The sequence below is a fragment of the Flagellimonas aurea genome (assembly GCF_017313785.1).
Taxonomy (GTDB): domain Bacteria; phylum Bacteroidota; class Bacteroidia; order Flavobacteriales; family Flavobacteriaceae; genus Flagellimonas; species Flagellimonas aurea.
This window is the reverse complement of record NZ_JAFLNL010000004.1, coordinates 309,740-332,624: the sequence shown is the minus strand read 5'-3', so window position 1 is coordinate 332,624 and position 22,885 is coordinate 309,740. Positions and strand designations below refer to the sequence as shown.

Sequence of the window (22,885 nt, the reverse complement as noted above, 5' to 3'; positions counted from 1 at the left end):
GAACACAAACAAATTAAAGAAGAAAAAGCCAGGATATATCCTGGCTTTTTTATTCCTTATAATCTTGCATATAATCCGCTACAAACGCCATTAATTCTTCACCGTGTAGGTTTTTTGCCAGCACCCTACCCTCTGGATCCAGTAAAAAATTAGCCGGAATCGTTTTTAACCGAAGTGCATCCATCAAGGGATTTTGGTCTCCCTGCAAATGTGAAGCATGCAGCCAGAGGTTGGCTCCATCTTTTTTTATGGCATTGTCCCAAGCTTTTCTGCTACTTTCCAAACCATATGCTATAATCTGAAAACCATCTGGGTTGTACTTTTCCCATAAAGGAAGTAGCACCTTTCTATTTTCCATCCTACACGGTGCACACCATGATGCCCAAACATCCAATACCACCAATCTTTGATTTTCAATCACGGACTGTAACCGTACCGTTTCACCATCTTTCATGGGTAGAAGTAAATCGGGAACAAGGTCTCCTACCAAAATGGGCAGATTTTCCTTGTCGGCTATGGAAGCTAGCTCTTTTGCCCAAGGATGTTCTGGGTGCAGCTTGTTCCATTTTTCGGATTGATCGTACAGCAATTCTGCGATACGCTCATAGTTTCCTTCAGGACTGGCCCAACGCAGGGCTACCATGGCCGGGAGGAATTCTTCCGTGCCATTTGCAAAGTCCATCAATTGCTTTTGATACTGATGGAGTTTCTTTTCCCGTTCCAATAAACCTTCATCTGAAGCTTCATTCTTTGATTGACCTTTCAAATGTTTTCGATAAGCTTCCAAACGTAATTCTCTTAATGAAAGCATTTCGCTGTTGATGGGCGAAGGCTCCTCCAACGAAAAAGAGGCTTGAAATTGGGAGATATTTGCATTCACTCTGATGCTTTTCCCTGATTCATACACAAACGGAAAGTAATTATCCGTTTCAGGATTTTCATTCAACAACTTATTCGGATACTTTTCTCCTTTCCGCTGAACCACTATCTCCAACAATACCGGAGCTTGCAATTCAGGTGGGCTCTTAAACTCAAAGCTCCCGGCTTCATCAACTTGGGCCGAATCCAACACCTTGCCAACAAAACTTTGCGCCACGGCATCAAATTTTTCGGGAACAACCAGGTATACCATAGGTTTCCAATCTTCACCACCCTCCAAATCCATAGTTCCGGATAACCATGTTTCCTTGGAGCAGGATTGTATCAAAAAAAGGAAAAGCAAAGAGAATTTCAATAGATTTTTCATAGCAGTAAAATTAACCATTTCCTCAGATGGTTTTATGACCTCAATCAACCCTGAATAAATTGAGTCCCATATCAATCCGCACATAATTATTGCCATTCAGTTATTTACAATGATGTTTCCCGACCAAACCAATATCCAATTCAATCAATTAAAAAATGAAAACAAAATCAATTGTAAATGCACTACTGAGAATTGTCCCCGCCGTAATTTTGTTACAGACCTTATTTTTTAAGTTTTCGGCAGCCCCCGAATCCGTATACATATTCGAACAGCTAGGCATGGAGCCTTGGGGAAGAATAGGCCTGGGAATAATTGAATTGATCGTAGCGGTTCTGATACTTGTTCCCAAAACAACTTGGCTTGGGGCTTTGTTGGGTGTTGGAATTATGTTGGGAGCCGTACTTTCACATCTCACCAAATTAGGGATAGTAGTTCAGAATGACGGCGGTTCTCTTTTTATTTTAGCTCTGGTTACTTTACTGTTCTGCCTGATTTTAGCTTGGCAACGGCGTTCCAACATACCATTTGTCAAAAATTTGTTCTGAATTAAGTCCTACCCTGTTCAATACGGTCCTATTTTTGTTTTAAATTATGAAAATGGACGAAAAAACATCCAACGAATTAACTTGGAGTGATTTTACCAAGGTAGAAATGCGGATTGGAACCATATTGGAAGCCGAAGTGTTTGAAGAAGCTAGAAACCCCGCCTATAAAATGATCATTGACTTTGGTGCTGTGGGCAAAAGAAAGACCTCTGCCCAAATCACAGATCTATACACTCCCAAAGAACTGATAGGAAAACAAGTTGTAGCGGTTGTCAACTTCCCTCCTAAGCAAATTGCCACGATGATGAGCGAATGTTTGGTTCTTGGAGGTATTGGCCAGAACAAAGAAATTACTCTCCTACAACCGGAACGAAGTATTGAAAACGGCACCCGAATCGGATAGGGAACTATTCAGCTAGTTCCCCTGTCTTCTCTACGGTTTTGGATATGGAGAGAGACGCATAGACTTTGTCCAAAATTTCGGGTTTGTCCGTAAGCACTACCAACGTATCATTTGCTTCAATAATGGTAGAGCCATTTGGTGTAAGGTAATTGCCATTACGCTTGATCATTGCAATAATGGCTTTCTTAGGAAAGTTCAAGTTCACGATTTTTTCTCCTGTGGCAGGACAAGACCCACTGATCGTTATCTCTTTCATAATTGCTTTAGGATGTTCCGACAGCAATTCATCCGTAGGAGAAAGTGGTTTGGCTTTCTCGGGCAATCCCACATGAAGCCATTTCGCCACAATGGACAAGGTACTTCCTTGAATAAGCACAGAGGTTATCGATACAAAGAAAACAATATTGAATATGATACTTGCCTTGTCGATTCCAGCGAGTAATGGATACGTAGCGAACACAATGGGCACGGCCCCTCTTAATCCCACCCAAGAAATATAGAATCTCCGTCTCAATTTCATTCTAAACGGCAAAAGGGAAAGCATTACCGCCAAGGGACGGGCCACAAAAATCAAGAATAGGGAGATTAACAGCCCTATTCCAATAAATGGAACAATCTGGGTCGGGAAAACCAAAAGCCCCAGGGTAAGGAACAACACTATTTGCATAAGCCAGGCCAGGCCATCAAACATTCGCATGATGGTTTTCTTATGAATCAGGTTTTGGTTGCCCAGATATACGGAACAGATGTAAATGGCCAAAAACCCGTTCCCCCCTATAAAATTGGTAGCGGAAAATGTAATGAACATCAGTGCGATGGTCAATACCGGATAGAGTCCTTCAAAGTCCAGCTGTATCCTATTGATGATTATCTTGCTCAATTTACCAAACAGGAAACCTGCCGCGCCGCCCAACGTCATTTGTAGAAAAAACATGGGCAATACCGATAAAATATTCCTTTCAGGAAACTGCACCAAGGTCAAAAATGCAATGGTGAGCACATAGGCCATGGGGTCGTTACTTCCACTTTCCAGTTCCAGGGTAGGTCTAAGGTTTTTCTTCAGCGCCAAATTCTTGCCCCTAAGTATGGAAAAAACCGCAGCAGCATCTGTGGATGATACAATAGCACCCAGTAACAGGCTTTCATATATACTAAAGTCGGTGATCAGGTACACAAAATACCCTAAACCTACCGCCGTGAGCAAAACTCCAATGGTTGAAAGCATTATACCCTCCTTTAGTACAGGCTTAACCGACTGCCAGTTGGTATCCAATCCCCCGGAGAAAAGAATAAAATTCAAGGAAACGACACCAACGAACTGAGCAATCTTTGGATTATCAAAATAAATACCTCCAATACCATCCGAGCCAGCCAACATACCAATGGTCAAGAACAACAACAATGTAGGAATACCAAAACGGTAGCTTGTTTTGCCCGCCAAAATACTGATCAAAAGGAGCACCGAACCTATTAAGATGATATTTTCAATAGTGATATTCATTTAGGCAGGCTTTCTAGTTTGAGGTAATTGTTTTTAAAGTATTCAAGGAATAGCTCCTTATAGTATGGATACGTTTTCAAAAAAGCGAAGTTAACTCAATTTGTCCGATATGTGAAGATGGGAAATATTACCATTACCCTCAAAATGAGCATAAGAAATCTTGATTTTGAACTAATTGAGCCTAATTTATCCGAACTTGAATTAATCTGTTAAAACACAAAAAAGAACGTTTAACTGCATTTTTACGGTCAAACCAGTGTTAAATACCTAAAAAATATTCGATAAAATGCACTTTTTAGTCGTTAAAAGTAAAAACCTATGAAAATTTGATAAGTATTCGCTGCCAATGTTTTTGAACTTTGTCATGTATTAACCCCCAAATCTATACATCATGACACGTTCAACTTTTTACAGCCTTATTGTTTCAGTTACAATACTAGCCGGTCAATCTACTTTTGCCCAGGCAGACGAAAAAATGATCAACGAGACTATGGATGGCAGTGTTTCCACTGTTGATGGCTACGTACCATCCATGTCCATTACCAAAGATGGTAAAACAGCCTACTTTAGCAAGGGTACTTACGAAAAGCCACTTTACGGTGTGTTTTCTAAAAAAGAATTGATTTATCACGTTTATCGTGCCGAGAAAGTCAACGGTGAATGGACCAACGTTACTCGATTGGAGGTATGTCCTAAACATTATTCCGCCAAACACCCAACGGTAACCGCTGATGGATCTCGATTGTTCTTTGCATCCAATATGAAAGGAAGCTATGGAAAATATGACATCTACGTAGCCGATATCGCTACAGACGGAACTCCAGGTGTATCCAAAAACCTTGGCCCCAAAGTAAACACCAAAGAAGATGAGCTCTACCCTAGCATTTACAACGAAACCTTGTTGTTCTTTGCTTCTGAAGGGAGAGATGGTTACGGTGGATTGGACCTTTATGCCTCACAGGTGGTAAAGAACACGCTTACCACATCCGTGAACCTTGGTGCCCACATCAACAGCAATAGTGACGACTACGCCATTCAATTGAGCCCAGAGAAAAAGATGGGATTTGTAGTGTCCAATAGAGGTTTCAACAATACCGTATCACAATATACTGTAGCCTATGGACGTTCAAGTAAGCGGGATCAGTACAACGATGTTGCTGATGGAGGTACAGGACTCCAAACTGTTATGAACGATAATACCATCGATTACGTGGATACATCGTTCCAAGACGAAGAATAGAATACAGAAAAATACTTACTGAATCGGTCAATAAACCTGAAGTGTCTTGTGATGTTGTTTCATAGCCGAATTTTGAAACACTCATGACCATGATAAGAAAGACAGGGGGAAACTGACAGACTATCATAGAAAGCGGGTTGTATTATTTCAATCTGACCGATTTACACCAAGAATAGGATGCTGATGGGACGGCATCCTATTTTTTTTGTTTAAAATACTGAAAAACAAATACTTAAATATACCCTCCACTCCCCCATTCTTCTATCTTTCTGAATTGAAAGATTTCATCAAAAGTGCATTTGAACGAAAACCACTACAAAAATTCCGTTCAATAGTTAAAAAATTCTAAATTCACTATTGAAATAATACAATCCCAAATCTATTAAGTCATGAACAAAAACTACAACACTAGAAAAAAAGGCGTCCCAAAAACCTCTTTTCACCTTACTTTTTTGATGAGGTAAAAACCTCAACTAAGCACAAATTTTAGCAATTAATCCCTTTAGGGATTACACCCATTTTTGAAGTAAACTTAAATGGAACATCGATTGTTGTTGCCTTACAAAGCAATACGGTTAGTTTCAATATTGGTTTATCCCAACTTCAACAATGCGGAGAAGGACTCCCATGTCCAAAAACTCAACCTACAGAACAATGATGTAACAGTATTAATCCCCCAAATCTTTCTTATCATGGAAAAAAAACCATTAAAAATTGCCATCATCGATAATGATGGTGCTATCGGCGGCATTTACAATCAGTATTTTGAAGAAAACGAGCAGTATGAGCTTCACGGAACCTATGGTTCCGTACATGAACTGCTGTCCAATTTTGGGCGCTCCCATCCAGATATCATTATCTGCGAAGCAATGCTGAACGGTATTTCGGGCATTGATGGCCTTGATTATTTTTACCGAAAAAACAAGGACCTTAAGGTATTGATGATGAGTAAAATGAATGATTTCAAACTCATCAAAGAGGCTTTTAAAAAAGGAGCGAGTGGCTACCTTATCAAACCGATAACCAAGGATAGGTTGTTCAATGCTTTGGAGGCACTTGACCAGCATGGAATTGCTCTGGAACTGGATGTAGCGAAAAAAATCATCGACTCGTTCCAGTCAAAATCTTTTGAAGCTTTCTCCAAAAAGGAGAACGAAATCATAGAGCTCCTTACCCAAGGATTCACCTATAAAATGATTGCGGACAAGCTTTTTGTTACTCCCAGCGCGGTCAATTTTCACATTCAGAACATTTATGTAAAGCTGAACGTAAACTCAAAATCAGAAGCTTTGCGAAAACTCAAAGAAATGGAGATACAGCAGTTGAACGCGGCGTAAGTTGAAGATTCCACTAAACAAAAAACCCTGACCAAATGGTCAGGGTTTTTTTATCTATTTAAAGTAATGTAAATTACTTCACTTCTTCGAAGTCTACGTCCTCTACATTATCACCTTCTGAGGCTCCGTTTCCAGCAGCATCACCACCACCTGCGGTGTCTCCTGCTGCTCCGCCCTGTGCTTCAGCTTGCGCTTTGTACATTTCTTCGGAAGCTACTTTCCACGCTTCGTTGATTTTCTCCAAAGCAGGTGTAATGACTGCTAGGTCTTTACCTTCGTAAGCCTTCTTCAATTCCTCCAAAGCTTCCTCAATCGGCTTTTTCTTGTCATCGGACAATTTATCGCCAAACTCGCCCAATTGCTTTTCTGTTTGGAAAATCATGGCGTCCGCCTCGTTCAACTTATCTGCGGTTTCCTTCGCTTTTTTATCTGCATCGGCATTGGCTTCCGCTTCCGCTTTCATCTTTTGGATTTCTTCCTCGGTCAATCCAGAAGAAGCCTCGATTCGGATGTCCTGCGATTTGCCAGTAGCTTTATCTGTTGCAGAAACCTTGATGATACCGTTGGCATCAATATCGAAGGTCACTTCAATTTGAGGTGTACCTCTTGGTGCTGGTGGAATACCATCCAAGTGGAACCTACCAATAGTTTTGTTATCCGCTGCCATAGGCCTTTCCCCTTGCAGCACGTGAATCTCAACCGAAGGTTGATTATCCGCTGCGGTAGAGAATACCTGTGATTTCTTGGTCGGGATGGTGGTGTTCGCCTCAATCAATTTGGTAAACACGCTTCCCATAGTTTCGATACCCAAAGAAAGTGGGGTTACGTCCAACAAGAGCACGTCTTTTACATCCCCTGTCAATACACCACCTTGAATAGCGGCACCAATGGCCACAACCTCATCTGGGTTTACTCCTTTTGATGGTTTTTTACCGAAGAATTTCTCAACGGCTTCCTGTACCGCTGGGATACGGGTAGAACCACCTACCAAGATAATTTCATCAATATCACTTTTGGAAAGTCCTGCAGATTTCAACGCTTTCTCACAGGGCTCGATGGTCCTTTTTACCAAATCGGCAATCAATTGCTCAAATTTGGAACGGGACAATGTTCTTACCAAGTGCTTTGGTCCTGAAGACGTAGCTGTAACGTAAGGCAAGTTGATTTCTGTCTGTGCAGAAGAGGACAACTCGATTTTGGCCTTTTCGGCAGCTTCCCTCAAACGTTGCAATGCCATGGGGTCTTCACGAAGGTCCATATCCTCATCTTTCTTGAACTCTTCGGCCAACCAATCAATAATTTTCTGGTCAACATCGTCACCACCCAAGTGGGTATCACCATCCGTGGCCAATACTTCGAACACTCCGTCACCCAATTCCAAAATGGAAACGTCATGCGTACCTCCACCAAAGTCGAATACTACAATTTTTTGTTCTGTGTCCTTTTTATCAAGTCCGTATGCCAAAGAAGCGGCGGTTGGCTCGTTGATGATTCGTTCCACGGTAAGACCTGCAATTTCACCAGCTTCCTTGGTGGCCTGTCTTTGTGAATCGTTAAAATATGCTGGAACGGTAATTACCGCTCTGGTTACATCTTGTCCCAAGTAATCCTCCGCGGTCTTCTTCATTTTTTGAAGAATCATGGCAGACAATTCCTGTGGAGTGTACAAACGTCCGTCAACATCCACTCTTGGTGTATCATTGTCCCCCTTTACCACTTTGTAAGGAACCCTTGTGGCCTCTTTACTGGATTCTGAGTATTTGTTACCCATAAATCGCTTAATGGAATAAATCGTTTTGTGAGGGTTGGTCACCGCTTGTCTTTTTGCAGGGTCTCCGACCTTGATCTCCCCACCGTCAACAAATGCGATCATCGATGGAGTGGTACGTTTTCCCTCGGCGTTTGGAATTACCACGGGTTCGTTACCTTCCATTACAGAGACGCAGGAGTTGGTCGTACCTAAGTCTATACCTATAATCTTGCTCATCGTATCTAAAGTTATATCTGTTTAAAATTCTTTTTTGTCTCGCTCTTAAAATGTCAATGATTATGCCACGACATAGAATCTGACAAGGTGTCATATTTTTATCAAAACACTTAAAAACCTTGACTCCGTTAAGGATGCCATAATCAATATTGAAAAAGCCGGCGGTATATTTAAATATTCGCATTTTTATCCCGTTTAGCTTCCTATATTTGAAACTGTAAATTGAGTTTATGGAGTGCATTAGTGTGTTTGATATGCTAAAAATCGGTGTTGGGCCTTCCAGCTCGCACACCCTTGGCCCTTGGCGTGCGGCCGAACGCTGGATTTCCGAACTTGAAGAGCAGCATGTTTTTGATGAAGTACAATCCATTAAGATATATTTGTACGGGTCGCTTTCCCTCACCGGAAAAGGACATGCAACAGATATTGCCGTGGTAATGGGGTTGTTGGGAACAGACCCTGTGACAATCGATATTGACAGTATTTCAGGAAGTATTGACAAGATCAAGACCGAGAACAAACTCAATTTGGGCGGAAAAAGAGAGATTTCTTTTAGCTTCCTCAACGATGTAGTCTTCAAAAAAGAGTTTCTTCCCTTTCACGCAAACGCAATGCAATTTGAAGCCGAACTGGTTACTGGAGAAACCATTTCCGAAACATACTATTCTATTGGCGGCGGTTTTGTTGTAAAGGAAGAACGCGTTCATGCCAAAGAGAACAAAGAAACGTTTAAAACCTTTCCCCATCCTGTAACCACTGGAAACGAACTACTGGAACATTGCCATGCACAAAACAAAACCATCTCTACCATTGTGATGGAAAACGAACTATCGTTGCGAACGGCATCGGAAATAGACCAAGGCATTGCCCGAATCTGGAACACCATGTTGGAAAGCATGTACGTTGGCTGCCACACCGAAGGTAAGCTCCCCGGTGGATTGAACGTAAAGCGACGTGCTTTTGAGATGCACCAAAAACTTAAAGGGGATATTCCCTACTCCAATCCGCAGGAATGGCTGGAAAGTATTCGCGATACAGAGGTGAAATTCCGTCAGATCATTAAATGGGTAAGCTGTTTTGCGCTCAGTGTCAACGAAGTGAATGCTTCCTTGGGACGTGTTGTTACTGCTCCAACCAATGGAAGTGCGGGCGTAATCCCCGCTGTTTTGATGTATTATATGGTCATCGAAAACCATGATGCCAATTTTGATGATGTAAAGCAATTTTTGTTGGTGGCCAGTGAAGTGGGAAGCATCTTTAAAAAAGGCGCTACCATCTCCGCAGCCATGGGTGGGTGCCAAGCCGAAATCGGTGTATCATCCGCCATGGCCGCGGCCGGACTCACCGAACTAATGGGAGGTTCGCCAGAACAAGTACTTATTGCTGCTGAAATTGCCATGGAGCATCACCTTGGGCTCACGTGCGATCCCATTGGCGGTTTGGTGCAGGTCCCATGTATAGAACGTAACGCCATGGGAGCCATAAAGGCCATTAATGCGGCTGAACTGGCGTTGGACACCGACCCAAAAGAAGCTAAGGTGCCTTTGGACAAAGTGGTGAATACTATGTGGGAAACGGCTAAGGACATGAGCTCCAAGTACAAGGAAACCTCCGAAGGAGGACTTGCTGTCGGCGTATTTTTGAGCGATTGTTAATCCATACAACCTTCCTTGCCCCGCGTATCGATTAAATAGATAATCCTCCATTCCCCATCAAAATTGATGAGCTGAAAGGAATTAATGCCGCAATGACTGAACTCGTCGTTCAACCAAAACTCGTAACCTACCCAGGCATTGGCCATGGTCCTATCCACCTGAATGGAGAAGGACGTGAGTTTTTCCTCAAACTTCACGGTTTCCGGAATGCCCACAATGGATTTTAAAAATTTCGAGAATTCTTCGGTTTTGAAAAGTGTCTTGCCTTCTGGGTTTCTTCCCGTGGTCTGCAGTACAATTTCATCCGCAACCGTATTTTTGATGATAGTGGAGTCTTGTTTATGAAATCCATCAAAAAAAGTTTCGATAACTTGTTTGACCTCATTTTTGGCTTCTTCGTTTGAAGCATTTGAACCTTGGGTATATCCGATTGCACCCAAAGCAAATAATACTACACAACAGAACAGTTCTCTCATTTGATTAGTTTTTTGATCAATGCCTAAATTAAACAAATCTGCTTACTTTTAGCATCAAATACAATTTCGATGTCAACAGCTAAAAAAGAATATAAGAGAGTAACCGTAAAGTCGTTGGTGGACATGAAAAAGCGTGGTGAAAAAATCAGCATGCTTACCTCCTACGATTACTCCATGGCCAAAATTGTGGATGGTGCCAATGTGGACGCCATTTTAGTAGGCGATTCCGCCAGTAACGTCATGGCAGGACACGAAACCACATTGCCCATTACCCTAGACCAAATGATCTATCATGCAAGCTCTGTTGTAAGAGCGGCCAAAAGGGCGCTTGTTGTGGTGGATATTCCCTTTGGAAGCTATCAAGGAGACTCCAAAGAAGCTTTACGCTCCGCTATACGAATCATGAAAGAAAGCGGTGCTCATGCTGTAAAGGTTGAAGGTGGCGAAGAAATCAAGGTGTCCATCAGCCGTATATTGGAAGCAGGCATCCCCGTGATGGGCCACTTGGGACTTACTCCACAATCTATCTATAAATTCGGCACCTATACCGTTCGTGCAAAAGAAGAAGAGGAAGCCGAAAAATTGAAGTCAGATGCCAAATTATTGGAAGAATTAGGCTGTTTTGCCATAGTTTTGGAGAAAATTCCAGCCAAATTGGCAAAAGAGGTAGCGGAAAGTGTTTCCATTCCCATTATTGGTATTGGCGCAGGTAACCACGTGGACGGTCAGGTCTTGGTGGTTCACGATATGTTGGGAATGACCCACGAGTTCCATCCTAGATTTTTAAGAAGGTACCTGAACCTCTATGATGAAATGAGCGATGCGGTATCTCAATACGTGAACGATGTAAAAAGCCAGGATTTTCCAAATGATGAGGAATCTTATTAAATCCCAATAAACAATTGCCAATCAACAATAATCAACACTCTACTCCCTCCAATCTTCAGGTTTTGTTTGAAGACAACCACTTGATTGTAATCAATAAGCGGGTCGGCGACATTGTACAAGGGGATAAAACAGGTGATGATCCCCTAAGCGAAGTGGTAAAGCAGTATCTGAAAGAAAAGCACAACAAGCCAGGCAATGTGTACTTGGGCGTAGTGCATCGATTGGACCGCCCTACTTCAGGCATTGTACTTTTTTCCAAAACTTCCAAAGCATTACCTCGCCTAAATAAAATGTTTGCTCAGGGCGAGACGAAAAAAGTGTATTGGGCGGTAGTAAAAAATGCCCCTCCACAAGAAAGCGGCACTTTGACCCATTGGCTGGTACGTAACCCGAAACAGAATAAATCGTATGCCCACGAAAAGGAGGTTTCCGATAGCAAAAAAGCGGTTTTGGATTATAATATCATAAAAAAACTCGACAATTATTTCTTGCTGGAAATTGATTTGAAAACCGGTAGACATCATCAAATTAGGGCGCAGCTGGCAACTATAGGCTGTACCATAAAAGGAGATTTAAAATATGGTGCCGACCGTAGCAACAAAGATGGCGGCATACACCTACACGCACGAAGCTTGGAAATAATGCATCCTGTTCAAAAAGAACCCATGCCGTTTTTGGCGCCTCCACCAGAAGACCCTATTTGGAACGCCTGCGTTAGCGAGTAATTGCCAATGCCTTTTCCCTGATGATTTCGGAAACAGGCTTGTTCTGTAAATGGCTTTCTAACCACGAAAGTATATCCAAATACAGGAACGCCCTTTTTTCGTAGGGGTGGTTTTCGTACTTCTTCAACTCATTGTACAACTTTTGGAACTCTCCTTTTAAATCGGTCGGGTAGATATCCCCAAGGTTTCGCAAGAATTTGATCATTTCCTTTTGCACCTCGTGCAAGTCGTTCATTTTCAGCAAGAACTTGTACGTACTTTTAAGCTGAACTTCCAAATGATAGTCCATCCCCGCTTCATAATGTGCTACCAGGCTCAATACCCTTGCAAAGCACATCAAATCTTCTCGCATTTTCAGTTTTTTGTTGGAGATGATTTTTTTGAGGTAGGCAATACAGTTCTTGTTATCTCCATTTCCAAAGTACAGGCAAGCAATTTTGTAATAAAGCAACATAATGTGGTGCTCATCAATCTGTTGTCGGTGTTTTTTAATGCCATACTCGATAATGTTCACCAAGTAAACACCCTTATCAAAAGTACCTTCCAAAAAATGAAGGTTCAATTTGTTGGTGTTGATGTACAAAAAGGCAAGTGAACTTATATTGTCGTTTTTAGGAAAACCAGGATCTTGAACTTGCTCTTCCAAGCGCTCCAAAGTTTGTCTAAACTGTGATGCATATTTCACAAAGAACAAGGACTCCAATAAATAGTGGTTCCCTTTTAAAAAGAACACGGGGTTAAGCGGAATCATATGTTCGTGTTCGTAGAAAAGGTCCACCCATTTGCTTGCGTATTTGTAGGCTGACAAAAAGTCCTGTATCAACAGACTGTACCACAAATGTGCTTTGTACAGCCATAATTTTTCTCGGAAACCCAACTTTTCAATATCATATTTGGGCAAATGCTCGTCAAAGTAACTCTTTACTTTTTGAAGGTCTTCATCGCTACGCACATATCCTACTTTCAGCATCATCCCATACAATTGCAGCGAAAGGTTGGAAAGCTTACTCGTCATCACATTTTGTGCGGAAAGTTCCTTGGCTTCAACGGCAAGTTCATCGGCCCGATCCGGAATACTTCTGGTAATATATTGGGTTTCGATTACTTTTTCCAACTCCACGATTTCGTAGGCTACGTTCTTCTCTTCGTTCTCAATGGCGAAGCTTTTTGCTTTTTCCAAAATCTTCAAGCTCTGTTTGTAGAGGCCTTTTTGATAAAGAATCGTAGCAAAATCCAATTGTTCACGAATTTGAATTCGAACGTTTTGGTTCACGGGGTTCAAACGTAGGCTCACCAATATTTGCTTGTACAAATGCGCTTTAAGGTTGGAGAGCTGTGATTTTTTGACAATGCCGCTGTCCAAAATTTGCTTTTCATCGTACTTTCGCATCTTATCCAAGAGGTTAAAAAGTGCCAAAAACTTGGCATCCGTATTCACCCCCAATCGACCAACATATAGTTTGAATTGGCGTTTTTCAGATTTGGATAGCGATTTTACCAGCACAAACAAAGCATCCTGATGGGCATTTGTCATCGTAAAAAATAATATTTAAAGTATTGTTTTTCAGTTAATTGAACACAACAAAAAGCAGTTTAACGTTGTAACACAATCCGGGCTGCCTTTCATCTTCAACCTTGCTTTACTAATTTCGTTAGTCATAGAAAAAATCAGGTTGATATCATGGGTAAAGATAAGGTAGAAATTTTTGACACAACACTAAGAGATGGAGAACAAGTTCCAGGATGTAAACTGGATACCGAACAAAAATTGATCATTGCCGAACGATTGGATGAACTCGGAGTTGATGTGATCGAGGCAGGTTTCCCCATATCCAGCCCTGGTGATTTCAAATCGGTGAACGAAATTGCAAAGTTGGTCAAAAATGCTACAGTATGTGGATTGACCCGCGCCGTGAAAAAAGACATTGAAGTGGCCGCTGAAGCCATCAAAATTGCAAAAAGACCTAGAATACATACCGGAATCGGAACTTCTGAATCCCACATCAAATACAAATTCAACTCTACACAAGATAAGATTATTGAGCGTGCTGTTGATGCGGTAGCCTATGCCAAGACTTTTGTGGAAGATGTGGAGTTTTATGCTGAAGATGCCGGACGTACGGACAATGAATTTTTAGCCCGTATTTGCGAGGCCGTCATAAAGGCCGGGGCAACCGTGCTCAACATTCCTGATACCACAGGTTATTGCTTGCCTGAAGAATACGGTGCCAAAATGAAATACTTGAAAGAAAACGTAACAGGCATTGATAAAGCCATTCTTTCATGTCACTGCCATAACGATCTTGGTTTGGCCACAGCAAATTCAATTGCAGGCGTAATCAACGGAGCACGACAAATTGAATGTACTATCAATGGTATAGGCGAAAGAGCCGGGAACACTTCTTTAGAGGAGGTTGTAATGATTATGAGGCAGCATCCACATTTAAACTTGGACACCAATATCAACAGTCAATTATTATGGGACACCAGCACCATGGTTTCCCAAAAAATGGGAATGCCGGTACAGCCCAATAAAGCCATTGTAGGCTCTAATGCATTTGCACATAGCTCTGGAATCCACCAAGATGGTGTGATCAAACGTAGGGAAACTTACGAAATCATCGACCCTAAGGATGTTGGCGTGAGCGAATCCTCCATTGTTTTGACTGCTAGAAGTGGGCGTGCCGCCTTGGCATACAGAGCTAAAAAAGTAGGTTACGAACTCACAAAGCTTCAATTGGACACTGTGTATGAAAACTTCTTGAAATATGCGGACGTGAAGAAGGAGATTTTGGATGAAGATATCCACGAGATTGTTGAAACCAGCAATGTCGGAATGAAAAGTTTGGCGTAACACGCGTATCATATGACATTGAAAATTGCATTGCTTCCAGGAGATGGTGTGGGCCCCGAAGTGCTGGCCCAGGCTGTAAAATGTCTGGAAGCTGTTGAAGAGACCTTCAACCAACGTTTTATATTTAAAGAAGCTCCTGTTGGCGCCATCGCCATCGATAAAAAAGGAACTCCCCTACCCGATGCTACCCTAAAGCTTTGCAAAGAATCGGATGCAGTCCTTTTTGGCGCCATTGGCGACCCAAAATACGACAACGACCCAGATGCCAAAGTGCGACCCGAACAGGGTTTGCTCCAATTACGAAAAGAGCTAGGACTTTTTGCGAATATAAGACCTGTTTTGTCCCACCCAACTTTGTTGGACAAATCTCCTTTAAAAAAGAGAGTAATCAGCGGTACCGATTTTGTAATCTACCGTGAGCTCACAGGAGGAATATATTTTGGGGAGAAAAAATTGAACGAGGAAGGCACAAAAGCTTCCGACCTTTATGAATATAGCGAAGCTGAAATAAGCCGTATCGCACATTTGGCCTTTAAAGCAGCTAAAGGAAGAAAAAAGAAACTTACTTTGGTGGACAAAGCGAATGTTTTGGAATCCTCAAGGCTTTGGCGCAAGGTTGTAAAACGAATTGGTGAAAGCTACCCCGAAGTTGCATTGGATTTTTTATTTGTGGACAATGCCGCAATGCAGATTATACTCAACCCTAGACAGTTTGATGTTATTTTGACAGAGAACATGTTCGGAGATATTATTTCCGACGAAGGCAGTGTTATCGGTGGTTCTATAGGATTGTTGGCCTCAGCTTCGATAGGTGAAGAAAATGCGCTGTTCGAACCTATCCACGGTTCATACCCACAAGCAAAGGGGAAAGATATTGCAAACCCGATTGCCTCCATACTATCCGCTGCAATGCTTTTGGAACACTTTGGACTTATTGAGGAAGCATGGGCCATCAAAAAAGCGGTGGACAAATCACTAAAAAAAGGAATTGTAACTCCGGATTTAAAGGAAAACAGTCAATACGGAACCAATCAAGTTGGTGATTTTATCGCACATAACATTGTAGATATTGAAGATGATACCCTTATGAACGATGAAAACATCGACTTGGGGAAATCGACCATTATATAGCTTCGCTGTTTTCTTCGGTTTCCTGTGGCGCTGTCAACTCTTGAATGGTTTTATTGAACTCTTCTTTAAATTCGATAAACTTTTTACCAGTGGCCGGTCCATTAAAACCTGTGTGAATCTTCTTGACTTTTCCGAATTTATCAATGTAAATGGTAGTAGGGTATGAAAGAATATGATTCAACATGGGCAACTTCTCGTTGGCCTTTTGCTTGTTCGATGTCCCATATTGCGCCAATAGAATAGGATACGGCACATCTTCTCGCTCTTTTAATCTATTTATACCTTCGAAGGCCTTTTCCTCGGTTTTGGAATACTCGAATGCTAACCCCACAAATTGCACATCCAAATCGGGGTTGTTCTTAATAAAATCCACATAGAATCGGGTTTCGTCCAAACAATTGGTACACCATGTTCCCATAATCTGGATCAGTACCGGCTTTCCTTGGAACACTGGGTCATCCAGTCCTACCATTTGTCCTTCACTGTTCGGAAAAGTAAAATCAAATTTATCATAGCCTTCACGTAAATAGGTGAGTTCGTTCGAGTCGGGAAGCTCAAAAGCTTCGTTTCTGGCCCCTAAAAACTCCTGAATGGAATGTTGTCCGGAGTAAAACTTTCCGTCCAAAGTACTATCGGTCACTTGGGCCAAAAATAGAAACACGTGGGAACCATCAAAAGCGGACAATTTCATACTATCTCCTGTCACCACTCCTTCCAAATAGCGATAATCTCCTGTGTTGGTCCTAAAAGTTCCCTTTACCTCATTGCCGTTCTGCATAAAAATACCCTTGGCAGGATATTCATCCTCCGTGTTCACTTTAAAATAGGTCTCCCAGATACCTGAAATGTTCACATCAGCTGGTTTCTCCGCATCAAAACGGTCTTGCGGACCGTGCACAGCCCTAAAGGGAACACTTCTCTCCTTACTTTCCTCAATAAATTCCCCTGTGATTTCAGTAGCAGTGTACGTTCCAACAATATGACCTTCAAAAATGGGCATACGAATATCGATGGAGTCGCCATCAAATGTAAACTCATCGATCTCCACTACCTCTTCGGCGTTGTATACTTTCATTACATATCCACCTTCATCGTTTTGGGAAACGGTAAACTCAAATGGTAGCATTTGCGACTCCGAAACTTCCATAGTTCCCAGCCAGTGACCAATTTTAAGATTTCCTTTCCCTTCTTTTTTGCAAGAGGCCATAAGAATCAAAAGCCCCAGCATTGCCAACCTGATTCTTGTCATAAAATGAAAGATTTTACCTAAATGTAGGGAATACATTTTAAAACAGAGCATTTCTATAGGTTTATGGTTATTATTATCGTTGAATCTGTTCCCCTATTGTTATATATTTGTGCCCTCTAAAAACGGGCTATGAAGATTTCTTATAACTGGTTAAAACAATTTTTGCAAGTTGATTGGGACGCTCAAAAAACAGGTGAACTGTTAACTGACCTCGGGCTTGAGGTTGAGGGCATATCTCAATTTGAATCAGTTAAGGGTGGATTAAAAGGTATAGTGGTAGGACAAGTGCTTACTTGCGAAAAACACCCGAATGCAGACAAGCTAAAGTTAACTACGGTAGATATTGGCCAAGAAGCACCATTACAGATTGTTTGTGGCGCACCCAACGTAGCTGCCGGACAAAAAGTACCTGTTGCCACTGTTGGAACCACGCTCTACACTCCAGAAGGTGAAGCTTGGGTCATCAAGAAAGGAAAAATCCGTGGTGAGGTAAGCGAAGGAATGATCTGTGCCGAAGATGAAATAGGTATTGGTGAAAGCCACGATGGGATTATGGTCCTCAATGAGGAATTGATTCCTGGCACGCCTTGTTCCAAAGTTTTTGACATTGAAAATGACGAGGTTTTTGAAATAGGCCTTACCCCTAACCGGGCTGATGCCATGAGCCATTTTGGCGTAGCCCGTGACCTTAAGGCTGGTTTGGAGCAAAAAGAAATCCAAAAAGAACTGGTTACCCCCTCCGTAAGCAACTTTTCTATCGACAACCGCTCTTTAAAGGTCGACGTAGAGGTTTTAGAAAGCAACCTTGCTCCAAGATATTGCGGTGTAACCATAAGTAATCTGGTTGTACAGGATTCTCCGGATTGGCTAAAAAATAGGCTAAAATCCATTGGATTGACCCCAATAAACAATGTTGTGGACGTCACCAACTATGTGCTTCACGAACTGGGCCAGCCATTGCATGCCTTTGATGCATTTAAAATAAAAGGTACCAAAGTAGAGGTAAAAACTTTGCCAAGTGGCACCAAGTTCACCACATTGGATGGTGTAGAACGCGAATTGCACGAAGACGACCTTATGATTTGTGACGCCGGAACCCCAATGTGCATTGCTGGTGTTTTTGGAGGGCTTCACTCCGGGGTTACGGAACACACCACTTCCATATTTTTGGAAAGTGCCTACTTTGACTCTGTTTCAATTAGAAAGACAGCCAAAAGACATGGTCTTAATACTGATGCTTCGTTTCGATTTGAAAGGGGCATCGATATCAATTTGACCAAATATGCATTGAAAAGGGCTGCATTGTTAATAAGGGAAATTGCTGGCGGATATATCACTTCGGAGATTGTTGACTTATTTCCGAAAAAACCACAGGATAGACAAGTATTCTTGACCTTCAATAAAATTCACTCATTGATTGGTCAGGAGATTCCACAGGATACCATCAAATCGATTCTTTCTTCGTTGGAAATCCGCATCAACAATGTAACCGAATCGGGGCTTGGCTTAACCATTCCTGCGTATAGGGTGGATGTAACAAGAGAGGTTGATGTTATCGAGGAAATCCTAAGGGTTTACGGCTATAACAACATTGACTTTAAGGAAAAACTGAACGCATCCATTGCCAAAACATCACGATTCGAAAACTACAGAATCCAAGATTTGGTTGGAAATATGCTTGCCGCAAAAGGTTTTTATGAGATAATGACCAACAGTCTGGTCTCATCGGATATTACTTCTACGGATGATAGCGCTGTTCAGATGTTGAATCCATTGAGCTCCGACTTATCCGTGCTAAGGACCTCCATGCTTCATTCAGGACTCCAAACGGTAAGCTATAACCACAATCGCCAAAAAACGGACCTTAAGTTGTTCGAGTTCGGAAAAACGTATCACAAAGTGAACGGAGAACATATAGAAAAACAACATTTGGCCATTTTCATCTCAGGCGACCGTAACCAAAACAGTTGGTCGGTGGCCTCTAAAAAATCAGAGTTTTTCTACCTAAAAGGTATAGTTGACAATGTTTTGGAACGTTTAGGGTTAAGAGACATCGATACAAAACCATTGGCCGAATCAGGTTACGCCGAAGGTATTTCTTATGTGAAGAACGACAAAGTCCTGGTATCGCTCGGTTTAGTGGGCAAGGCAGACATTAAAAAATTCGATATTAAACAGGAGGTGTTCTATGCGGACTTGGATTGGGATGCTATTCTGGAATCGGTAAGCACACAAAATGTTTCTTTCAAAGAAATTCCAAAGTTCCCAGAGGTGACGCGAGATTTTGCACTACTGTTGGATGAATCGATCTCTTTCCAAAAAGTATACGATATTGCTTGGAATACAGAGAAAAAATTGCTTAAAAAAGTAAACCTGTTCGATGTGTACACTGGAAAAAACTTGCCCGAGGGCAAAAAATCCTACGCTGTAAGCTTCACGTTGATGGATGAAAAGAAAACCTTGGCAGACAAACAAATCGACAAGATCATGGGCAAACTTTTGGCCCAGTATCAAAAGGAATTGGGAGCAGAACTTCGTTAAAAATTACATCTGAGCCGGAAGGATAACACTATCTATTTCATGGACAACGCCTTCATTTTCCAGATTTAGGTCTGCAGCTGTAATCCTGGCTGTGTTTCCCATGGGGTCGGTAAGCACAATATCATAGCCATCCAAGTGCGCAATAAGCTTTTTGCCCTGCACCGTTGTAAAACTAGCCATACCATTGCCCCTGCCTATTGCACGCAACATACGGGAAGCAGTAAGTTGGCCTGCAACAATATGGTAGGACAACAACGACTTTAGGGCCCTCTTATCCTCCGCTTTGATCAACTCGGCTATTTTATTGCTGGAGAACTTTTCGAATGCAGCATCTGATGGCGCAAAAATGGTAAATGGCCCTGATTTTTGAAGCAAAGAGCCCAGTTCAGTTGCATTTACTGCTGCCAGCAAAATTTTATGATTATCCATCTTGCCCGTGTACGAAAGTGCATTGGATGTATTTTGGGCAGTTGTGTTAAATGAAAATGCCAGACAAAGGCATAGGAAGAATTTGGTTGCGGGGGTGTTCATGCGGTTGGTCAAATTATAAGCTTCTCTTAGTATGATTTTACGATTAACTACCAAAAACGTCGATAAGATACACCTTTTTTTGCTTACTTGGTTCAATTAATTTTTATCCATAATTCCATTTAACAGAAACTTAACGCCAATGTTTTTGACAAAGACATCTAATCGAAAATTCAATTCCTTAAATTTGAGTAGATTACTGAAAAATTCGTGTGATTTTGAGAGGAACAAATATTGAACACAAGCTTCAAAAAAGTAAAAATAAAAGTGCGCGCAGCTTGGATATTTTGGACGAAGTACAACAAATTCTGAATAAAGATTCCCGCAAGGACGAACAGATATGTAAGCAATTGAGTTCAAAAAGCAACACTCGCGAAAACGACTTTGATTTTGATCTATTGGAAACGGATAAAATCTTTCATATTGAACACATCAAAGAAATCTGTATTGATTACCGACTGCGTTTTTTGAACAGCTCTTATTTTAAAGGTGAAATTCCACAAGAAGCGATTTCCAAGATCAAACAGTTGGAAGCAGCCCATAATACCAAAATAAGAGGTTTTAAAATTATGGCTCCCTCCAAATTGTTCAAATTGGAAGATAAGGACGACCCATTGCTCTTTGCCCCTATCGGAAACGATTATTTTTATCTAATCCACAAGTGGGGAAACGATCTTCACCCCTTGCGAAAATTGTTTGCATGGCCTTTTAAGAACATCGCCAACTTGGGATTGGTGGTACTTCTGATCAGCTACCTTGTCACCCTTATGGTTCCTGAAGGGCTCTTTTCCAAAAAAAACACAACGGCAGAGTTTTGGATCATCTACTTTTTTATGTTCAAATGCATTGCATCCATAGTGATTTTCTATGGATTCGCCTTAGGGAAAAACTTTAACCCTGCTATTTGGAAAAGTAAGTACTTTAACGCTTAGACCGTAACGGCGTACATTTTATCACGCTGTTCTTTGATGGATTTATCGGACATATAATCATCAAAGCTCAAGTAACGGTCAATAGCTCCGTTTGGTGTCAACTCAATAATTCTATTTGCCACCGTGTTCACAAACTCATGATCGTGGGTTGTCAACAGGATAGTCCCCTTAAAGTTCTTAAGCGAGTTGTTGAAAGCCGTAATACTCTCCAAATCCAAGTGATTGGTTGGTTCGTCCAACATAAGAACATTGGCACGAAGCATCATCATACGGCTGAGCATACAACGTACTTTTTCTCCTCCCGAAAGTACGGTACATTTTTTAAGGGCTTCCTCGCCGCTGAAAAGCATCTTGCCCAAGAAACCTCGGATATACACCTCTTCCCTTTCCTCTTCCGTCTTGGCCCATTGGCGCAACCAATCCACCAAGTTGATGTCTTCTTGGAAAAAATCGGAATTATCCGCTGGCAAATAGGATTGGGTCGTGGTCACCCCCCATTGGAACTTACCACTTTCTGGTTTGAGTTTATTGGCAATAATATCATAGAATGCAGTCGTGGCACGTGAGTCTTTGGACAGAATAGCCACTTTATCCCCTTTGGCCAAGTTGATGTTCACATCTTTGAACAACAAATCCCCGTCTTCTGAAGTTGCAGATAGTTTCTCTACATTCAAAATTTGATCACCGGCCTCACGCTCTCTATCAAAAATAATGGCTGGGTATCTTCTACTTGAAGGCTTAATATCTTCGACCTTAAGTTTTTCCAACATCTTTTTACGGGAAGTGGCCTGCTTACTTTTGGCCACGTTGGCACTAAAACGCTGAATAAACTCATTGAGTTCTTTCGCCTTTTCTTCGGCCTTTTTGTTTTGCTGCGCCCTCTGACGTGCAGCCAATTGGCTACTCTCGTACCAGAACGTATAGTTACCGGAAAACAGGTTGATTTTTCCGAAATCAATATCGGCGATGGTGGTACAGACAGCATCCAAGAAGTGCCTATCGTGAGAGACCACGATAACCGTGTTATCATAATTTGCCAAGAAGTTCTCCAACCAGTTGATTGTATCGTAATCCAAGTCGTTGGTAGGCTCGTCCATGATCAACACATCTGGGTTGCCAAATAAGGCCTGTGCCAAAAGCACACGTACCTTGAGCTTGGAATCCAAATCGGCCATATTGGTATAATGAAGGTCTTCCGGAATACCAAGGTTGGAAAGCATGGCGGCAGCATTGCTATCGGCATTCCATCCGTTCATTTCTTCGAAAGTAACCTGAAGCTCACCTATTTTTTCGGCATTCTCATCCGTATAGTCTGCATATAGCGCATCTATTTCCTTTTTTATCTTAAACAGTGGCTTGTTTCCCATTACCACAGTCTCCAAAACCGGGTACTCATCATAGGCGTTGTGGTTCTGTTCCAGAATGGACATACGTTTTCCCGGCTCCAAGTGTACATGGCCGGAAGTAGGGTCTATTTGTCCCGATAATATTTTGAGAAAAGTGGATTTTCCAGCGCCATTGGCCCCTATAATACCGTAACAATTCCCTTCGGTAAAGGTTACATTGACCTCATCGAACAAAACTCTTTTGCCAAACTGTACGGATAAATTCGATACTGATAACATGCAACTATCTTTAGATTTTTTG

General features: G+C 41.8%; 19 protein-coding genes. 11 read left to right on the top strand and 8 right to left on the bottom strand.

Translation table 11 applies throughout. The features are described 5' to 3' along the window. Positions 1-49: 49 nt before the first annotated feature. Positions 50-1,246 carry a TlpA family protein disulfide reductase gene (locus J0656_RS09815; protein ID WP_207033266.1) on the bottom strand — a complete coding sequence of 399 codons (1,197 nt, stop codon included), beginning with the start codon at positions 1,244-1,246 and terminating at the stop codon, positions 50-52. Positions 1,247-1,401: 155 nt separating this feature from the next. Here J0656_RS09815 and J0656_RS09810 point away from each other — a divergent pair, with 155 nt between their 5' ends. Then, entirely contained in the window at positions 1,402-1,791 is a 390-nt protein-coding gene (locus tag J0656_RS09810; protein WP_207033264.1) for a DoxX family protein, read from the top strand. Between the two features lie 52 nt (positions 1,792-1,843). Then, entirely contained in the window at positions 1,844-2,194 is a 351-nt protein-coding gene (locus J0656_RS09805; protein WP_207033262.1) for a tRNA-binding protein, read from the top strand. Between the two features lie 4 nt (positions 2,195-2,198). On the opposite strand, the gene J0656_RS09800 is transcribed toward J0656_RS09805, so the two are convergent. Further along, positions 2,199-3,695 (bottom strand): potassium/proton antiporter, encoded by a 1,497-nt coding sequence (locus J0656_RS09800; protein WP_207033260.1) that lies wholly within the window; start codon positions 3,693-3,695, stop codon positions 2,199-2,201. 391 nt (positions 3,696-4,086) lie between these two features. Between J0656_RS09800 and J0656_RS09795 the strand changes: the two genes are divergently transcribed. After that, the gene (locus J0656_RS09795; RefSeq protein ID WP_207033258.1) at positions 4,087-4,935 is read left to right on the top strand and encodes a TolB-like translocation protein; all 849 of its coding nucleotides are present in this window, start codon (positions 4,087-4,089) and stop codon (positions 4,933-4,935) included. A gap of 692 nt (positions 4,936-5,627) precedes the next feature. Then, on the top strand, positions 5,628-6,272 hold the full coding sequence (locus J0656_RS09790) for a response regulator transcription factor (RefSeq protein ID WP_207033256.1): 645 nt from the start codon (positions 5,628-5,630) through the stop codon (positions 6,270-6,272). A gap of 73 nt (positions 6,273-6,345) precedes the next feature. Here the strand turns inward: J0656_RS09790 and dnaK are convergent, their stop codons facing one another. Beyond that, a complete protein-coding gene (gene dnaK, locus J0656_RS09785) occupies positions 6,346-8,259 on the bottom strand; it encodes a molecular chaperone DnaK (protein WP_207033254.1) in 1,914 nt (637 codons plus the stop codon). 230 nt (positions 8,260-8,489) lie between these two features. Between dnaK and J0656_RS09780 the strand changes: the two genes are divergently transcribed. Beyond that, on the top strand, positions 8,490-9,914 hold the full coding sequence (locus J0656_RS09780) for an L-serine ammonia-lyase (RefSeq protein WP_207033252.1): 1,425 nt from the start codon (positions 8,490-8,492) through the stop codon (positions 9,912-9,914). Here the strand turns inward: J0656_RS09780 and J0656_RS09775 are convergent. Then, positions 9,911-10,390 (bottom strand): nuclear transport factor 2 family protein, encoded by a 480-nt coding sequence (locus tag J0656_RS09775; RefSeq protein ID WP_207033250.1) that lies wholly within the window; start codon positions 10,388-10,390, stop codon positions 9,911-9,913. The two genes, J0656_RS09780 and J0656_RS09775, sit on opposite strands and share 4 nt — an antisense overlap. Before the next feature lie 69 nt (positions 10,391-10,459). On the opposite strand from J0656_RS09775, the gene panB reads away from it, so the two are divergent. Together panB and J0656_RS09765 are read left to right on the top strand one after the other, a co-directional pair. Next, positions 10,460-11,278 (top strand): 3-methyl-2-oxobutanoate hydroxymethyltransferase, encoded by an 819-nt coding sequence (gene panB, locus J0656_RS09770; protein ID WP_207033248.1) that lies wholly within the window; start codon positions 10,460-10,462, stop codon positions 11,276-11,278. A gap of 62 nt (positions 11,279-11,340) precedes the next feature. Beyond that, positions 11,341-12,003, top strand: a complete 663-nt coding sequence (locus J0656_RS09765) for an RluA family pseudouridine synthase (RefSeq protein ID WP_237688906.1) — start codon at positions 11,341-11,343, stop codon at positions 12,001-12,003. Here the strand turns inward: J0656_RS09765 and J0656_RS09760 are convergent. Further along, entirely contained in the window at positions 11,993-13,537 is a 1,545-nt protein-coding gene (locus J0656_RS09760) for a hypothetical protein (protein ID WP_207033246.1), read from the bottom strand. The genes J0656_RS09765 and J0656_RS09760 overlap by 11 nt on opposite strands. A gap of 147 nt (positions 13,538-13,684) precedes the next feature. On the opposite strand from J0656_RS09760, the gene J0656_RS09755 reads away from it, so the two are divergent. Together J0656_RS09755 and leuB are read left to right on the top strand one after the other, a co-directional pair. Further along, entirely contained in the window at positions 13,685-14,857 is a 1,173-nt protein-coding gene (locus tag J0656_RS09755) for a 2-isopropylmalate synthase (RefSeq protein ID WP_207033244.1), read from the top strand. A gap of 12 nt (positions 14,858-14,869) precedes the next feature. Then, on the top strand, positions 14,870-15,988 hold the full coding sequence (gene leuB, locus J0656_RS09750; protein ID WP_207033242.1) for a 3-isopropylmalate dehydrogenase: 1,119 nt from the start codon (positions 14,870-14,872) through the stop codon (positions 15,986-15,988). On the opposite strand, the gene J0656_RS09745 is transcribed toward leuB, so the two are convergent. Beyond that, positions 15,981-17,237: a peroxiredoxin family protein gene (locus J0656_RS09745; RefSeq protein ID WP_207033240.1), complete on the bottom strand. Its 1,257-nt coding sequence runs from the start codon at positions 17,235-17,237 to the stop codon at positions 15,981-15,983. The genes leuB and J0656_RS09745 overlap by 8 nt on opposite strands. 129 nt (positions 17,238-17,366) lie before the next feature. On the opposite strand from J0656_RS09745, the gene pheT reads away from it, so the two are divergent. Continuing rightward, the gene (gene pheT, locus J0656_RS09740; RefSeq protein WP_207033238.1) at positions 17,367-19,778 is read left to right on the top strand and encodes a phenylalanine--tRNA ligase subunit beta; all 2,412 of its coding nucleotides are present in this window, start codon (positions 17,367-17,369) and stop codon (positions 19,776-19,778) included. A gap of 3 nt (positions 19,779-19,781) precedes the next feature. On the opposite strand, the gene J0656_RS09735 is transcribed toward pheT, so the two are convergent. Next, positions 19,782-20,309, bottom strand: a complete 528-nt coding sequence (locus J0656_RS09735) for a fasciclin domain-containing protein (protein ID WP_207033235.1) — start codon at positions 20,307-20,309, stop codon at positions 19,782-19,784. A gap of 209 nt (positions 20,310-20,518) precedes the next feature. Here J0656_RS09735 and J0656_RS09730 point away from each other — a divergent pair, with 209 nt between their 5' ends. After that, complete coding sequence (locus tag J0656_RS09730) at positions 20,519-21,238, top strand: hypothetical protein (protein ID WP_207033233.1); 720 nt, start codon at positions 20,519-20,521, stop codon at positions 21,236-21,238. Here the strand turns inward: J0656_RS09730 and J0656_RS09725 are convergent. Continuing rightward, positions 21,235-22,863 carry an ABC-F family ATP-binding cassette domain-containing protein gene (locus tag J0656_RS09725; RefSeq protein WP_207033232.1) on the bottom strand — a complete coding sequence of 543 codons (1,629 nt, stop codon included), beginning with the start codon at positions 22,861-22,863 and terminating at the stop codon, positions 21,235-21,237. The two genes, J0656_RS09730 and J0656_RS09725, sit on opposite strands and share 4 nt — an antisense overlap. Positions 22,864-22,885: the final 22 nt, after the last annotated feature.

Excerpts from the sequence above, each read along its gene's own strand:
- J0656_RS09815 (WP_207033266.1), bottom strand. The coding sequence starts at position 1,246 with ATGAAAAATCTATTGAAATTCTCTTTGCTTTTCCTTTTTTTGATACAA.
- J0656_RS09810 (WP_207033264.1), top strand. The coding sequence starts at position 1,402 with ATGAAAACAAAATCAATTGTAAATGCACTACTGAGAATTGTCCCCGCC.
- J0656_RS09805 (WP_207033262.1), top strand. The coding sequence starts at position 1,844 with ATGGACGAAAAAACATCCAACGAATTAACTTGGAGTGATTTTACCAAG.
- J0656_RS09800 (WP_207033260.1), bottom strand. The coding sequence starts at position 3,695 with ATGAATATCACTATTGAAAATATCATCTTAATAGGTTCGGTGCTCCTT.
- J0656_RS09795 (WP_207033258.1), top strand. The coding sequence starts at position 4,087 with ATGACACGTTCAACTTTTTACAGCCTTATTGTTTCAGTTACAATACTA.
- J0656_RS09790 (WP_207033256.1), top strand. The coding sequence starts at position 5,628 with ATGGAAAAAAAACCATTAAAAATTGCCATCATCGATAATGATGGTGCT.
- dnaK (WP_207033254.1), bottom strand. The coding sequence starts at position 8,259 with ATGAGCAAGATTATAGGTATAGACTTAGGTACGACCAACTCCTGCGTC.
- J0656_RS09780 (WP_207033252.1), top strand. The coding sequence starts at position 8,490 with ATGGAGTGCATTAGTGTGTTTGATATGCTAAAAATCGGTGTTGGGCCT.
- J0656_RS09775 (WP_207033250.1), bottom strand. The coding sequence starts at position 10,390 with ATGAGAGAACTGTTCTGTTGTGTAGTATTATTTGCTTTGGGTGCAATC.
- panB (WP_207033248.1), top strand. The coding sequence starts at position 10,460 with ATGTCAACAGCTAAAAAAGAATATAAGAGAGTAACCGTAAAGTCGTTG.
- J0656_RS09760 (WP_207033246.1), bottom strand. The coding sequence starts at position 13,537 with ATGACAAATGCCCATCAGGATGCTTTGTTTGTGCTGGTAAAATCGCTA.
- J0656_RS09755 (WP_207033244.1), top strand. The coding sequence starts at position 13,685 with ATGGGTAAAGATAAGGTAGAAATTTTTGACACAACACTAAGAGATGGA.
- leuB (WP_207033242.1), top strand. The coding sequence starts at position 14,870 with ATGACATTGAAAATTGCATTGCTTCCAGGAGATGGTGTGGGCCCCGAA.
- J0656_RS09745 (WP_207033240.1), bottom strand. The coding sequence starts at position 17,237 with ATGACAAGAATCAGGTTGGCAATGCTGGGGCTTTTGATTCTTATGGCC.
- pheT (WP_207033238.1), top strand. The coding sequence starts at position 17,367 with ATGAAGATTTCTTATAACTGGTTAAAACAATTTTTGCAAGTTGATTGG.
- J0656_RS09735 (WP_207033235.1), bottom strand. The coding sequence starts at position 20,309 with ATGAACACCCCCGCAACCAAATTCTTCCTATGCCTTTGTCTGGCATTT.
- J0656_RS09725 (WP_207033232.1), bottom strand. The coding sequence starts at position 22,863 with ATGTTATCAGTATCGAATTTATCCGTACAGTTTGGCAAAAGAGTTTTG.